Source organism: Actinophytocola gossypii (genome assembly GCF_025165815.1).
In the GTDB taxonomy this organism is placed as follows: Bacteria; Actinomycetota; Actinomycetes; order Mycobacteriales; family Pseudonocardiaceae; genus Actinophytocola; species Actinophytocola gossypii.
In genome coordinates this window covers 194,001-208,582 of sequence record NZ_JAFFZE010000006.1, presented here as the reverse complement: position 1 = coordinate 208,582, position 14,582 = coordinate 194,001, and the positions used below count along the sequence as shown (strand labels likewise).

Genomic DNA, 14,582 nt, shown 5'->3' with positions numbered 1-14,582 from the left:
CGTGGCGGGAAACTCCAGGCGCCGGGGCGCGATCCGCAAGACCGGCACGAAGAAGGGCGCGGTCGCCGGCTCCGGCGGGCAGCGGCGCAGGGGGCTGGAGGGCAAGGGCCCGACCCCGCGCGCGTCGATGCGCCCCGGCCACCCCGCGCAGCGGCGCGCGACCGCCCAGGCGAAGGCGGCCCAACGGCGTTCGAAGGACAAGCCGACGAGCGAGCTGGTCGCCGGCCGCAACCCGGTGGTCGAGTGCCTGCGCGCCGACGTGCCGGCGACCGCGCTGTACGTGCAGCTGGGCGTGGACGCCGACGACCGCGTGACCGAGGCCGTGCGGCTGGCCGCCGACCGGGGCATCTCGGTGCTCGAGGTGGCGAAACCGGAGCTGGACCGGCTCACCGGCGGCGCGCTGCACCAGGGCCTGTCGCTGCAGATGCCGCCGTTCGAGTACGCGCACCCGGACGACCTGCTGGAAGCCGCGGCCGAGACGGCCGAGCCCCCGCTGCTGGTGGCGCTCGACGGCGTGACCGATCCCCGCAACCTGGGCGCGGTGATCCGCTCGGCTGCCGCGTTCGGCGCGAACGGCGTCCTGCTCCCGCAACGCCGCAGCGCCGGCGTGACGGCGGTGGCGTGGCGCACGTCCGCCGGTACGGCGGCGAAGCTCCCGGTGGCGCTGGCGACCAACCTGACCAGGACCCTGCGCCAGTACGCCGAGGCCGGCCTGATGATCGTCGGCCTGGACGCGGACGGCTCGGTCGATGTCGACGGCCTGTCCCTGGCGACGTCCCCGCTGGTGGTGGTCGTCGGGTCGGAGGGCCGCGGCCTGTCCCGCCTGGTCCGCGAGACGTGCGACGAGACGGTGTCGATCCCGATGGCGGCCGGCGTGGAGTCGCTGAACGCGTCGGTGGCGGCCGGCGTGGTGCTGGCGGAGGTGGCGCGACGCCGGCGGGCGGCGGGCCGCACCTGATCCGCACACCTCTCGGATAAGGTCAGGCGTCCTTGTCTGGGGAGGTGAGGTGGGGGGATGTCGTTCGCCAGCCCGTTGTTCCTGTGGATTTTCACGCCGCTGGTGCTCGCACTGGTACTGGCGTGCCCGCGGAGCTGGCGCAACGGCATCGTCGCGGTGGCGAGCCTCACGTTCTACGCGGTGGGTGCCGGGGCGACCACGATCCTGCTGCTGGTCACCATGGTGGTGAACTTCTTCGCCGGTCAGGCCCTGGAGCCGGACGACTGGGCACTGGCGGCGCGGCGGAAGCGGGCACTGCTGATCGCGGTGATCGTGTTCGACGTGGCGACGCTCGTGGTGTGGAAGTACGCGGGCTTCCTGACGATGCAGCTGGACGGCTTCGCGAGGCTGTTCGGCGGCGAGTTCCCGGTGGTGCACCTGCTGCTGCCGATCGGCATCTCGTTCTACACGTTCCACAACATCTCGTACGTGGTGGACATCTACCGAGGTGAGCGCCGGGCGTTGCGCCAGCCGGTCGCGTACGCGACGTACATCTCGATGTTCCCCCAGCTGATCGCCGGTCCGATCGTGCGGTACCGCGAGATCGCCGACCAGCTGCCCCAGGAACGCACCCACCGCCTCGACGACATCGCGGCGGGCTTCCCCCGTTTCGCGCTGGGCCTGTGCAAGAAGGTCATCATCGCGGACTCCCTGAGCCCGGTGGTGGACGCCTGCTTCGCGACCCCCAACGACGAGATGACCTTCGCCACGGCGTGGCTGGGGGCGTTGACGTACACGTTGCAGCTCTACTTCGACTTCTCCGGCTACTCGGACATGGCCATCGGCCTAGGGCGGATGCTCGGCTTCCGCCTCCCCGAGAACTTCGCCCGCCCCTACTCGTCGGTCACCGTCACCGAGTTCTGGCGCCGCTGGCACATGTCCCTGTCCAGGTGGTTCCGCGACTACGTCTACATTCCGTTGGGCGGCAACCGCCAAGGCAGCGCCAAAACCTACCGAAACCTGTCCATCGTCTTCGTCCTGACCGGCTTCTGGCACGGCGCCAACTGGACGTACCTGGTCTGGGGCATCTACCACGGCGCCCTCCTGATCATCGAACGCGGCTTCCACTGGGAGAAGACCCCGCCGACGGCCGGTCGCATGATCGCCCGCCGAGCCCTGACGTTCCTGCTGGTGGTGATCGGCTGGGTCTTCTTCCGCTCCACCGACATGTCCCAGGCACTGACGATGATCGGCCACATGCTCCTGCCCGACTTCACCGGCGTGACCGACGTCGTCGGCGAGGCGTTCACGAACCAGCGCACCCTGATCCTGCTGGTAGCCCTGGCGATCGTGTTCCTCCCGGCCCACCCGAGCGGCCCGCTGCTGGAGTCGTCCCGCAGCCGCCCCGCCGCCGCCCTCCGCATCACGGTGATGACCGTGGGCCTGTTCTACGCCGCCATCCTCGTCGCCACCGGCACCTTCAGCCCGTTCCTGTACTACCAGTTCTGACGACGGAACCACGCGTTCCGCTGAGCCGCAGTCTCGTCATTCCGATTGTCGTCTTTGCTCGCCCATGCTCCTCAGGGACACCCCGGCGCGACAGGTTCGAACACCGGGAATTCAGAGGTAACGAAGTTTCATCCAGTCACTTAGCGTAAGGGCTGGTCAACTGTGAGCAAGACATGATCGTGACATGTAATACTTCAGTAGTTGAGCGTGCACGTAGCGCTCTGAACAGGTGTTACTCCGCCTCAAGGGAACACATGTTTGACCGCTGATCGTCCGAGACGGACCGTTCGTCGTAGGCCATATGAGCCTCACTATAGGCCGATTGGCGCTCCGATCCGCTTGGCGCGGTCCGCGCGCCACTGAGCGCTACCGAGCTCCTGTGAATGGATTTCGTCTTACGCGGATGTTGTTATGGAATCAGCGCGTGGCAGAGGGCCAGGCGTGGAGAATATGTCGGCAGCGTCAACTCGTTGTCGACATCCAGAGAAAGGAGACCCGCCTTGCGGGAACCCTTGGGTACGACGCGGAGGACGGGGCAGACCTGCCCCGAGAGCGGGGTGTGGAAGGTCGATGGGGCCCCCAGCACCACCGCACCGATCGCGAAGAACAACAAGATGCCGCCTTACCGCAATGAGGCGGTGACCTGGAAGCTCATCAGCTACGCCTGATGGGCACGCGACCGCGACGCCTGAAGGACACAACCGAATAGAACGGACCCCCGTGCATCCGAAGTGCTGCAATCACCTCGGAGACTCGGGGGTCCTTCGTATGACAGTAGGGCCGCAGTCGCGGCACCGCTCGTTGGGTCGCTTGAGCTGAGGTGCGCGTTACAGGGAACCTCACTTTGTTCCGGCCGCGTCGTTGGAACGCTGGAGGCGGATGCAGCACAGCGGACGTTCTCGTGCGCGTCAAGCCGGATCCGCGGTTGCCGGGGCCGGGGTCGCGGGGCTGAACTCGAGTAGGCAGCGTTGGTGGGTCAGGTCGGTGACCGAGGCGAGGGTCAGGCCGTGGGGAGCGGCGAGGGCGCGGAACTCGTCGATGGTGCGTTCGCGGCTGCCGAATATCGCGAGCATGGCCAGGTTGAACTCGGTTTCGGCGTGGCGGTCGCCTACTGGTTCTACTACCAGGATGCGGCCGGTCGGGCCGGCGGCTTCCGTGCAGCGGGTCAGGATGCGGTGGGCGTGCTCGTCGTCCCAGTTGTGGAGGATGTCCAGCAGGAGGTAGGCGTCGGCGCCGGGTGGGAGGGGGTCGAAGAAGCTTGCTGGGGTTGTCTGGGTTCGAGCGGCGACGCCTTGGGTGGTGAAGGTGTGGCGGGCTTCGGCGGCGGTGGGGGGCAGGTCGATCAGGTGGCCGTGCATCTCGGGGTGGGCGGCGAGGATGGCGGCCAGGACGGTGCCTCGGCCGCCGCCTACGTCGACGAGGGTGGTGAAGCGGGACCAGTCGTAGGTGGCTACCAGTTCGGCCAGCTGGTCGCGGATTCGGTGGGTCATCTGGTGGTCGAACGACTCGCGGAGGCGGGGGTGGTCGGTCAGGTCCGCGTAGAAGTCCTGGCCGTAGCGGTGGGGGTAGGCGGCTCGACCCGTGGTCACGCTGTGGGCCAGCTCTACGAACGCCAGCTCGGCGCGGCCGCCGGCGGTGTTCAGGTCCAGGAGGTTGGCCAGGCCGTTGCCGGCGTCGGTGCACAGGTTCGTGCCGTACTCGGTGGTGCGGTAGGTGTCGCCGTGGCGGTCGACGATGCCCAGGGTTGTCAGGTGGGCCAGCAGGAGGTCGAGGGCTACGGGGTCGGCGTCGAGTTCGGGGGCCAGGTCCTCGACGGGTGCGCCGGGGCCGCGTAGGCGGTCGGGCAGGTTCAGGGTGACCGCTACGCGTAGGGCCATCGGGGTGGCCAGGGCGGCCATGGTGCGGATTGAGTCCGCGTTTCGTCCCACAAGAAACACTGTGTCACGGGATACTGTGGGCCGGTCGACGAGGGGTTCGGTGTGGGTGGGGACTTTGTTGCGCACTGGCCCGTCTACCTGTCCATGCCGTTGGTCGCCGCCGTCATCGGGTATCTGACCAAGCGGGCCGCGATCGAGATGATGTTTCGGCCGTTGCGGTTCGTGGGGATCAAGGAGCCCTGGTTGGGGTGGCAGGGGGTTGTTCCTCGGCATTCCGATCGGATGATTCGGATTTCCGCTGATCTGTTGACCAGGCGGCTGGTGGACGCCCGGGAGATATTCGGCCGGCTGGACGCTGATCGGTTGGTTCGGGAGGTTGAGGGGCCTCTTCTGCTCGCGGTCGACGATGTTGTTCGGGATGTTCTTGGGCGGTTTCACGGGAGCGTGTGGGACGCGCTTCCGCCTATTGGGCGGGAGCTTGTGGTGAAGCGGGCGCAGGCGGACACACCGGTGCTGGTTCGGCGGGTGCTGGACGAGATTCGGGACAACATCGGGGACGTACTGGACATCGAGCGGGTGGCGGTAGCCGCGATGGGGCGGGACAAGCGGTTGCTGATCGGGCTCGTTCGGGAGATTTCTCGGCCGGAGATGGGGTTCATCGCTCGGTGCGGGATCTACTTCGGACTGTTGTTGGGGCTGGTGCAGACCGTGGTGTGGGCCGCCACCAAGGAAGCCTGGGTCTTGCCGGTTTTCGGGGCGCTCGTGGGGTGGTTGACGGACTGGCTCGCGATCAAGCTCGTGTTCTTTCCGCGGGCCGCGCGGCGGATCGGGCCGTTCACTTTTCAGGGGGTTTTTCAGCGGCGGCGGGACGAAGTCGCCAAACAGTACGCGGAGATCGTGGCTCGGGACGTGATGACGGTGCCGAACATTCTCGACGGGCTGTTGCGTGGACCCCGGTCGGACCGGCTGCTCGCCGGGATTCGGCGGGTGGTTCGGGAGAGTGTGGCGGAGCAGGCCAGGGCGGTGCGGCCGTTCATGAATGCGGAGCGGTTCAACGGGATGGTGGACGCGGCGGCGGACGGGGCCGTGCGACACCTGCCGGGGGCGATCAGTTCCGCGCGGGACTACGCGACCAGGGCGTTGGACGTGCGGGACACGATCGCGTCGCGGATTCGGCGGTTGGGTCGGGTCGAGTACGAGGGGCTCCTGCGGCCCGCGTTTCGGCAGGACGAGTGGAAGCTGATCGCGGTGGGTGCCGTGATCGGCGCGATCATCGGGGAGTTGCAGGTACTGCTGTTGTTGCACTAGCCACGCCGCGCCGCGCCCGGCCTCGGGTGAGGCTGATGATCCAGCACACCAGGTAGATGAAGAACGAGATCGCCGTCACGAACGCGCTCACGGGGGCGCCGGGGGCCAGGGACAGGACGATGCCCCCCACCGCGGCGAACTCGGCGAAGACCACCGCGAGGACCGTCGCCTTCAGCGGGTTGGCGGTGACGCGGCAGGCGGCCGCCGCGGGGGTGATCATCAGGGCCAAGACGAGCAGGGCACCCACCGTCTGCACGCCAAGGGCGGTCGCGATGCCGACCAGGACGGCGAAGACCAGGGACAGCGCACCGGTCGGCACGCCCCTGGCGCGGGCGACGTCCGGGTCGACGCTGGCGAACAGCAACGGGCGGTAGATGAACAGGAGCACCGCCAGGACCGCCACCGCGCAGCCGCCGAGCAGGGCCAGTGACGCGAAGTCGACGCTGACGATCTGGCCCACCAGCAGGCCGAACTTGTTCGACGCCCGCCCGGGGTAGAACCAGAGCAGCAGGACGCCGACGCCCAGGCCGAACGCCAGGATCGCGCCGATCACGGAGTCGTGCTCCGACGACCGGCGGGACAGCAGGCCGAGGACCAGCGCGGCGACGACCGCGCCGGCCAGCGCGCCGTGGCCGACGTTCACGCCGAGCAGCAGCGCCGCGGCGCCGCCGGTGAAGGACAGCTCGCTGGTGCCGTGCACGGCGAACGCCATGTTGCGGCTGACGATCAGCGGGCCCAGCACCCCGGCCACCAGGCCGAGGATGGCGGCCGCGATCAACGCCGTCCGCACGAACGGGAAGTCGAGCAGCTCGGCGGTCAGCTCGAAGTCGAACAACTGGTCCATCAGTTCCGGTCCTCGTGGTGGTCCTGCTCGCACAGCCCGGCCTGGGCGCCCACCACGTGGATCTGCCCCCGCACCCGCACCACGTCGATCTTCGCGCGGTACAGCTCGGACAGCGTCCGGGCGGTCATCACCTCGTCCGGCGTGCCGATCCGGAAGCGGCCGTCCACCAGGTACAGCACCCGGTCGACCAGCGGCAGTACCGGGTTGATCTCATGCGTGACGAACAGCACCGCGGTGTTCGCCGTGCGGCGCCTGCGGTCGATCAGGGAGCTGACCACCTGCTGGTTCGCCAGGTCCAGCGACAGCAGCGGCTCGTCGCACAGCAGTACCTCGGGATCGCTGACCAGCGCCTGCGCCACCCGCAGCCGTTGCTGCTCGCCACCCGACAGCCGGCCGACCGGCGCGTCGGCGAAACCGTGCGCGTCCACCGCGTCCAGTGCCGCGTCGACCCGCTCCCGCCTGGCCCGCATGCCGAGCAGGCCGATGCCCCAGCGGTGCCCGTCCAGCCCGAGCCCGACCAGGTCGCGGCCGCGCATGACCAGGCTCTCCTCCATCGCGCGCTGCTGCGGCACGTAGCCGATCCGGCGGTTGCCGCGGCCGGGCGACTCGCCGACCACCCGGACGCTGCCCGAGGTCACCGGCTGCAGGCCGAGCAGCACGCGCAGCAGGCTCGTCTTGCCCGACCCGTTCGGGCCGAGCACGGCGACGAACTCGCCGGGCGCCACGTCCAGGTTCAGGCCGGACCACAGCACGCGTCGGCCGTAGCCGAGCGTGGCGTCGCGCAACGACACCACGCTCGACTCCGGCCGGGTGTGCTCGGACCGGCCCGGAGCGGCGTCCCGCTCGACGGTCACGACTTGTCGAGAGCGCCCGCCAGGGCGTCCACTGCGCTGGTCATCCACTCAACGTAGTCGGTCACGCCCTCGGGCAACGTCTCGGTCACGTCCACCACCGGCACGCCGGCCTTGGTGGCGGCGTCCTTCAGGGAGTTCGTCACCGAGGTCTCGGTCTGGGAGTTGTTGACCAGCGCGGCGACCTGGTTCTTGCTGATCAGCTCGGTGGTCGCGGCGACGGCGGCCAGCGGCGGGTCGGTCTCCTCCTCGATGGCCTCGGAGAACTCCGGCGGGGTGACGTCGGTCAGGCCGGCGGTGTCCAGCAGGTACTTCGCGACCGGCTCGGTCGCCACGACCTTCGCGCCGGGGTTGGCCTCGCCGATGCCGGCGGCCTTGGTGGCGAGGTCGTCCAGCTCGGTGCCCAGGGCCTCGGCGTTGGTGGTGAAGGTCTCCCGGTGGTCGGGGGCGAGGGTGCCGAACTCCTCGGCGAGCCGTTCGGCCACCTTGTGCACGGTCTCCAGGTCGTACCAGACGTGCTCGTTGACGGCGCCGTGCTCGTGGCCGTGCCCGTGCTCCTCCTCGGCGTGCTCCTCGCCCTCGTGGGCGTGCTCCTCGCCCTCGTGGGCGTGCTCCTCGCCCTCGTGAGCGTGCTCCTCCTCGCCCTCGTGGCCGGCCTCCTCGGCGTGGGCGGACAGCTCGAACGCGTTGACCCGCGGCACATCGGTGCCGGTGGTCTCCACCAGCTTGGTGAAGAACTCGTCGTAGCCGCCGCCGTTGTAGACCGCCACGTCGGCGTCGGCCAGCTTCGCGGCGTCCGACGGCTTGTCCGGGTGCGCGTGCGGGTCGGCGGAGGCGTCGGTGATCAGCGCCTCGACGCTCACCGCGTCACCGCCCACCCGCTCGGCGATGCTCCCCCACACGTTCGTGGACGCCACCACGGTGATCGTGCCGTCGGCGGCCGCCGGATCGCCGCCGGCTCCTTCGCCGTCGTCGGAACCGCAGCCGGCCAGTGCGAGCACGGTCAGCGCCAGGCCGGCGACGGGTGCGGATCGGGTCAGTTTCATCAGGCACTCCTCAGCGACACATGCGCAGTTGACTATGGAAATGGAAACCGTTTCCGACTACGCTCCGACGACTATACGACGCCTATCGGCCGACCAGTGCCCCTACCGGGTGAATTAGGACGCACGCCAACTGGTGAATGTGGCGTGTGCCGCCGGGCTTCTGCAATTGGTTCTGAACCGTTACGGTCAGCACATGGCCCGGCCTATGCATGCACGTCGACCGGCGACACTGGCGTCGCTGGCGGCGGAACTCGGCGTGTCACGGACCACCGTGTCCAACGCCTACAACCGGCCCGACCAGCTCTCCCCCGAGCTGCGCAGGCGGGTACTGGAGACCGCGCGCCGGCTGGGCTACCCAGGCCCGGACCCGGTCGCGCGGTCGCTGCGCACGCGCAAGGCGGGCGCGGTCGGGCTGCTGCTCACCGAGAACCTCTCCTACGCCTTCCGCGACCCGGCGGCGATCGGCTTCCTCGAGGGCCTCGCGCTCGCCTGCGAGGGCGCCGGCCAGGGCCTGCACCTGGTGCCGGTGAACCCGGAGCGGGAGGACGTCGCCGCCGTGCACAGCGCGGGCGTGGACGGGTTCGTCGTGTACTCGGTGCCCGACGACGACCCGCACCTGGCCGCCGTGCTGTCCCGCCCGGTGCCGACCGTGGTGTGCGACCAGCCCAGGGTGGACGGCGTCGACCTGGTCGGGATCGACGACCACGCGGCCATCGCGCAGCTCGCGGGTCGGCTGATCACCCTCGGGCACCGCAACGTCGGCGTGCTGTGCATGCGGCTCGCGCGGGACCGCAACGACGGCTTCGCGTCGGTGGCGCGGCAGCGGACCGCGCACTTCCACGTGCAGCGGGCACGGCTCGCGGCGCTGGCCGACAGCTTCGCGGCCGCCGGCGTCGACTGGGAGCGGGTCCCGGTGGTGGAGCGGTTCGACCACAGCTCGGCGATGGGCGAATCGGCCGCCGCGCAGCTACTGGACGCGAACCCCGAGGTCACCGCCCTGATCTGTACGTCGGACATCCTCGCGCTCGGCGCGCTGGCGGAGGCGAAGCGGCGCGGGCTGCGGGTGCCGCACGACCTGACCGTCACCGGCTTCGACGGCATCGTGGAGGCCGAGCGGGTCGGGCTGACCACGATCCGCCAGCCGGTGCTGGAGAAGGGCCGGGCCGCCGGCAAGCTCCTGCTCGGCGCCGCCGACCACAGCCGCCCGCGCCACATCACGCTGGACACCGAGCTCGTCCTCGGCACGACCTCGGCCCCACCCCGCACGACCGAGCAGCCCTGGTTCGGCCCGTAGTTCGCTACGGGGTCAGGCGGAGCGGGGTCGGGGCGCCGGTGAGCGCGCCGAGCTTGCCCACGACGCGGTAGGTGCCGGCGGGGACCCGGGTGCGGTCGACCGGGCAGCCGGGGGCGGAGGTGCGGCCGGCCCACCGGAGTTCGAAGGTGAGCGGCTTCCCCGGCTCGAGCACGCGCTGGTCGGTGCCGGGCTCCTGGTAGCAGTCGTTGCTCGACCACAGGCGCTTCTTGCCGTCCGCGCTGTGGACGAGCAGCTCGCGGAGGTTGTGGCTGACGTCTCTGGTGCACGGGACCTTGCCGGCGTTGAGCACCAGCAGGTGCAGCAACGGCCGCTCGCCGACGCGGTAGCTCGGCGCGTCCGGCTTGGCAACGACCTTGATCGACGAGTCCGGGCAGGGCTTCAGCGGGGCTGGTGGAACCGTCGTGGCCGGCGGGGGCGTCGTCGGGGTGACGGTCGGGGCCGGCGAGGTCCGGCGGGACGAGGTGGCGCTGGCCGGCGCGGACGTGCCGGAGGCCGGGCGGCTCGACCCGACGGCCGGTGAGCTGGGGGCCGACGCCAGGTCACGGGAGGAACCGGTGCCGCGCACCGGCTCGTCGTCCGCGCTGCCGACGAAGCCGCCGATCACCCAGGCCAGTACGACCACCGCGAGGACGCACGCACCCGCCGCCACCGCCCGGCGGCGCCAGTAGACGCCGGCGGGCAGTGGACCGGTCGGTTCCATCATGGCCCGAAACCTAACCCCGGCCCGCGGCGATTCCGTGGATCTTTAGTGTCCCCGATCGAGGGATAGTCGCAGGTGAGACGACTGCGCGCGGTAACCAATGCCATATTGCCGGCGATGCGCGATCCTTGATCCAATGAGCCGACAAGCCGCGCGAGCCGGGAGCGGAACATGAGTGCGATCGACGAACTGCTCGACCGACACGCCAGGGGCACCGACACCGGCGCCCCGCAGGTGCCGACCCCCGTTCCCGGCCTCCACCTCGCCGTGGTGACCTGCATGGACGCCCGGATCAAGGTGTTCGACGTGTTCGGCCTGCGGCACGGCGAGGTGCACATCCTGCGCAACGCGGGCGGGGTCGTCACCGACGACGTCGTCCGGTCGCTCGCGATCAGCCAGCGCAAGCTCGAGACCCGCGAGATCGTCGTCATGCAGCACACCTCGTGCGGCCTGTCGCTGATCACCGACGACGAGTTCAAGGACGAGCTCGAGCAGGACACCAAGCTCCGTCCGCCGTGGGCGATCGAGGCGTTCCGGGTGGTCGAGGACAGCGTGCGGCAGTCGGTCGAGCGGGTGCGGCGCAGCCCGTTCCTGACGCTCACCGAGAGTGTCCGCGGCTTCGTCTACGACGTACACACGGCCGAGCTGACCGAAGTGGACTAGAGTCTTTCGGCGATGAGCCTCGACGCCCGGGTGCTGACCGAATGGTTCGCCGATCGGGCCCGGGACCTGCCATGGCGGGCGCCGGGCACGTCGGCCTGGGGCGTCCTGGTCAGCGAGATCATGCTCCAGCAGACCCCGGTCGCCCGGGTCGAGCCTTCCTGGCACGACTGGATGGCCCGCTGGCCGACGCCGTCCGCGCTGGCCGCCGCCACACCGGCCGAGGTGCTGCGTGCCTGGGGCAAGCTCGGCTACCCGCGGCGCGCGCTGCGGCTGCGCGACGCCGCCACGGCGATCGCCACCGAGCACGGCGACGTCGTCCCCGACGACGTGGACACCCTGCTCGCGCTGCCCGGCATCGGCGCCTACACGGCCAGGGCGGTCGCCGCGTTCGCGTACCGGAAGCGCTGCCCGGTGGTCGACACGAACGTGCGCCGGGTGATCGCCCGGGCCGTGCACGGCGCTGGCGACGCCGGGCCCGCGTCCACCGCCCGCGACCTCGCCGACGCCGACGCGCTGCTGCCGGCCGACGACGAGTACGCCGCCAGGATGTCGGCGGCGATGATGGAGCTCGGCGCGATCGTGTGCACCGCGCGGGCGCCGCGCTGCGCGGACTGCCCGGTGTTCGACGACTGCGCCTGGCAGCGTGCCGGGAAGCCCGCCTACGCGGGTCCGGCCAAGCCGGTGCAGAAGTTCGCCGGCACCGACCGGCAGGTGCGCGGGCTGTTGCTCGACGTGCTGCGCGGCACCGACACCCCGGTCGAGAAGGCGAAGCTGGACGTGGTCTGGTCGAACGCGGGCCAGCGCGACCGGTGCCTCGACTCGCTGCTGGTCGACGGTCTGGTCGAGCAGACCGTCGACGGGATGTTCGCGTTACCCGGCGAACACTGATCCACCTCAGCCAAGTCTCAACGGGAATCTCTGGTAATTGGGGAACTCTTGTCGTCGGGTCACCGGGTGACTACCGTCGGATAGGCCAGTCACCGATCTGGGGCAGAGTCGCCCCCTTGTCGAGGGAGATCGAAGATGGCCGTATCTCGTCGTGCCGTTTTACGCGGCGGACTCACCGTTACCGCGGTCGGCGCGTTGGGCGCCACCGTTCCCATCGCCGCGAACGCGGCAGGCAGCAGGGCGGCCGCCAGGCCGACCATGCACGGCACCGCCGATTGGGGCGCGCGCCCACCCAACGGCACCATCACGGTGCTCGACCGCAAACCGACCTACATCGTGGTGCACCACACCGCGGGAGGGAATTCCAGCGACAAGTCCCTGGAGCACGCGTTCGAGATCTCGCGCGGGATCCAGAACTTCCACATGGACAGCCGAGGCTGGGTCGACTCCGGCCAGCAGTTCACCAACAGCCGGGGCGGGCACATCACCGAGGGCCGGCACCGCAGCCTGGAGGTCCTGGACGGCGGCGTCCAGCACGTGCAGGGCGCGCACGTCGGCGGGCACAACAGCGAGACCATCGGGATCGAGAACGAGGGTCTCTACACCGACGTGGACGTCACGCCGGAGCTGTGGGACTCGCTGGTGCAGCTGGTCGCGTACATGGCCTCCCAGTACGGCGTCACGCCGGACCTGATCCGAGGGCACCGCGACTTCAACGCCACCGAGTGCCCCGGCACCGTGCTGTACGGGCGGCTGCCGGAGCTGCGGGACGCGGTCGGCGCGGTGCTCGGCACGCCGGTCAAGCCGGTGCGCACCTGGCCGCTGCTCAAGCCGGGCGACAGCGGGCCGAAGGTCCGGGCCGCGCAGCACCTGCTGCGGGCCCGCGGCGCGGACGTGCCGGCCGACGGCGTGTTCGGCCGAGCCACGTTCGACGCGGCGAAGGCGCTCGGGGCGGACTACCAGCCCTGCTACGCCAGCCGGGTCGCGGACGAGAGCGGTTTCGTCGGGACGCCGACCTGGCAGCTGCTGGTCCGCGAGGTCCCCGCGACCGACCCGGGCGAGGCAGGCAAGGCCGCCAGGGTGCTGCTGTCGGCCAACGGCAGGCGGGTCGCCGCGAACCACGTGGTCGACACCGCGGAGTGGCAGCGCCTGTTGAGCTGACGGCGTCCTCTGGCACCCTGCTGCCCATGGCGCAGGCGCTGGAGTTCCTGTTCGACGGCGAGGCCGATGCCGCCGTACGTGGGTTGTGGCGCGAGCTGGAGCGTGCGGGTGTGCCCAGTCTGGACACCCGCACGCACCGGCGGCACCGGCCGCACGTCTCGTTCGCGGTCGCCGGGGGCATTCCGGCGCGTACCCGCGAGGCGCTGGCCGACGACCTGCGGCTGCTGTCGATCCCGAGCCTCTGGCTGTCCACGCTGTCCGCGTTCCCCGGACCGGACAGCGTGCTGATGCTCGCGGCCGTCGCGGACACCGAGTTGCTCGCGGTGCACTCCGCCGTGCACGACGTGCTGGCCAAGCGGGTGAAGTCGCCGTCGGCGTACTACCTACCCGGCTCGTGGGTACCGCACTGCACGCTGGCCCAGGGCATCGAGCCGGAGCAGGTCGTCGCGGGCTTCGCCGCGCTGTACCCGGTGACGCCGATCCGGGCCAGGGTCAGCGAGGTCGCCGTGGTCGACACCCACACCGGCGAGGCGGAAACCCTGCTGCGGCTCACAGTTCCGCCTCCCCGGAATTAACCCTGTCGGTCGCGTTGGGCAGTGCGCGTTCGGCTGAGGTGCCGGTTGCGGGAGATTGCCAGAAGTGTCTCAACGCGTGAGTACCTCGGACAGGAACGCCTCCACGGCGCCCCGGTAGGTCAGGGGTGCGTCCCGGTGCACGACGTGGCCGGCGCCGGCGACGACCAGGTGGTGGCCGCCGCCGGGGGCACGTACCGGCAGTCGCGCCTGTTGGCCGGGTGGCATCGCGGTGTGCTCGGCCTCGATCGCCAGCAGTGGGCAGGTGACGCGCTCGACCAGCGGCCAGAAGTCCCGCTCCCCCCATTCGGCGGCGATGCCGTACAGGTCGTCGAGGTCGGCGGTCAGGTGGTAGCCGTCGGCGCGTTCCTCGAAGCACTCGGCGAAGTAGTCGCCGACCGGACCGCCGAAGTACGCGCGCACGTCGTCCAGGGAGGCGAACGGCACCGGCCAGGACGCGAAGTGCGCGCGCCACGGGTCGACGGTCCGGCCGCGCTGGTCGGGGGCCATGTCCTCGACCACGACCGCCCGCACCAGCTCGGGGCGGATCGCGGCCAGGGTCCACGCGTGCAGGCCGCCCATCGAGTGGCCGACCACCACCGCGGGGGCGCCGAGTTCCTCGACCGCGGCGGCCGCGTCGGCGGCGAAGTCCTCGGTGCGCCAGCCGCCGCCGCGGTGCGGGCTGGCGCCGTGCCCGCGCGCGTCGAGTCCCACCACCCGGCCGTACCGGGTCAGCCAGGGCGCGACCGGCCGCCAGGTGCTCGCCCGGCCCATCAGCCCGTGCAGCAGCAGGATCGGCGGCCCGCTGCCGCCGAAGTCGACTACCTCCGGTCGGGTGACAGTCGGCTCCGCCACACGCGACACCTCCCGATCCCACTCGCGCATCACGGCTCGTCGGCCATGATGGCCCA

Annotated in this window: 14 protein-coding genes; 8 read left to right on the top strand and 6 right to left on the bottom strand. The window is 70.6% G+C overall.

The features are described 5' to 3' along the window. Position 1: 1 nt before the first annotated feature. Positions 2–958: a 23S rRNA (guanosine(2251)-2'-O)-methyltransferase RlmB gene (gene rlmB / locus JT362_RS05525; RefSeq protein ID WP_260189914.1), complete on the top strand. Its 957-nt coding sequence runs from the start codon at positions 2–4 to the stop codon at positions 956–958. Positions 959–1,015: 57 nt separating this feature from the next. Beyond that, positions 1,016–2,446 (top strand): MBOAT family O-acyltransferase, encoded by a 1,431-nt coding sequence (locus JT362_RS05520; RefSeq protein ID WP_260189913.1) that lies wholly within the window; start codon positions 1,016–1,018, stop codon positions 2,444–2,446. Positions 2,447–3,354: 908 nt separating this feature from the next. Here JT362_RS05520 and JT362_RS05515 read toward each other — a convergent pair. Further along, positions 3,355–4,344 carry a methyltransferase gene (locus tag JT362_RS05515; protein ID WP_260189912.1) on the bottom strand — a complete coding sequence of 330 codons (990 nt, stop codon included), beginning with the start codon at positions 4,342–4,344 and terminating at the stop codon, positions 3,355–3,357. Positions 4,345–4,467: 123 nt separating this feature from the next. Here JT362_RS05515 and JT362_RS05510 point away from each other — a divergent pair, with 123 nt between their 5' ends. Further along, positions 4,468–5,631, top strand: coding sequence for a DUF445 domain-containing protein (locus JT362_RS05510; protein WP_260189911.1), 1,164 nt, complete (start codon positions 4,468–4,470; stop codon positions 5,629–5,631). Here the strand turns inward: JT362_RS05510 and JT362_RS05505 are convergent. The 3 genes from JT362_RS05505 to JT362_RS05495 are packed head-to-tail and all read right to left on the bottom strand — an operon-like array spanning position 5,594 to position 8,372. Then, on the bottom strand, positions 5,594–6,475 hold the full coding sequence (locus JT362_RS05505; protein WP_260189910.1) for a metal ABC transporter permease: 882 nt from the start codon (positions 6,473–6,475) through the stop codon (positions 5,594–5,596). The two genes, JT362_RS05510 and JT362_RS05505, sit on opposite strands and share 38 nt — an antisense overlap. Continuing rightward, complete coding sequence (locus JT362_RS05500; protein WP_375546447.1) at positions 6,475–7,329, bottom strand: metal ABC transporter ATP-binding protein; 855 nt, start codon at positions 7,327–7,329, stop codon at positions 6,475–6,477. Before JT362_RS05500 ends, JT362_RS05505 begins: the two co-directional genes overlap by 1 nt. Then, on the bottom strand, positions 7,326–8,372 hold the full coding sequence (locus JT362_RS05495) for a metal ABC transporter solute-binding protein, Zn/Mn family (protein ID WP_260189909.1): 1,047 nt from the start codon (positions 8,370–8,372) through the stop codon (positions 7,326–7,328). The genes JT362_RS05500 and JT362_RS05495 overlap by 4 nt, the downstream gene beginning before the upstream one ends. A 193-nt stretch (positions 8,373–8,565) precedes the next feature. Here JT362_RS05495 and JT362_RS05490 point away from each other — a divergent pair, with 193 nt between their 5' ends. Continuing rightward, a complete protein-coding gene (locus tag JT362_RS05490; protein WP_260189908.1) occupies positions 8,566–9,666 on the top strand; it encodes a LacI family DNA-binding transcriptional regulator in 1,101 nt (366 codons plus the stop codon). 4 nt (positions 9,667–9,670) lie between these two features. Here the strand turns inward: JT362_RS05490 and JT362_RS05485 are convergent, their stop codons facing one another. After that, positions 9,671–10,390, bottom strand: coding sequence for a hypothetical protein (locus JT362_RS05485; protein ID WP_260189907.1), 720 nt, complete (start codon positions 10,388–10,390; stop codon positions 9,671–9,673). Positions 10,391–10,558: 168 nt separating this feature from the next. Here JT362_RS05485 and JT362_RS05480 point away from each other — a divergent pair, with 168 nt between their 5' ends. From JT362_RS05480 to JT362_RS05465, 4 genes are all read left to right on the top strand, one after another. Then, the gene (locus tag JT362_RS05480; protein WP_260189906.1) at positions 10,559–11,050 is read left to right on the top strand and encodes a beta-class carbonic anhydrase; all 492 of its coding nucleotides are present in this window, start codon (positions 10,559–10,561) and stop codon (positions 11,048–11,050) included. Positions 11,051–11,062: 12 nt separating this feature from the next. Then, positions 11,063–11,938, top strand: a complete 876-nt coding sequence (locus tag JT362_RS05475; RefSeq protein ID WP_260189905.1) for an iron-sulfur binding domain-containing protein — start codon at positions 11,063–11,065, stop codon at positions 11,936–11,938. A gap of 135 nt (positions 11,939–12,073) precedes the next feature. Then, positions 12,074–13,099 carry a peptidoglycan recognition protein family protein gene (locus JT362_RS05470; RefSeq protein ID WP_260189904.1) on the top strand — a complete coding sequence of 342 codons (1,026 nt, stop codon included), beginning with the start codon at positions 12,074–12,076 and terminating at the stop codon, positions 13,097–13,099. Between the two features lie 26 nt (positions 13,100–13,125). Then, complete coding sequence (locus JT362_RS05465; RefSeq protein WP_260189903.1) at positions 13,126–13,674, top strand: 2'-5' RNA ligase family protein; 549 nt, start codon at positions 13,126–13,128, stop codon at positions 13,672–13,674. 69 nt (positions 13,675–13,743) lie between these two features. Here the strand turns inward: JT362_RS05465 and JT362_RS05460 are convergent, their stop codons facing one another. Beyond that, positions 13,744–14,526 carry an alpha/beta fold hydrolase gene (locus tag JT362_RS05460; RefSeq protein WP_260189902.1) on the bottom strand — a complete coding sequence of 261 codons (783 nt, stop codon included), beginning with the start codon at positions 14,524–14,526 and terminating at the stop codon, positions 13,744–13,746. Between the last annotated feature and the right edge of the window lie 56 nt (positions 14,527–14,582).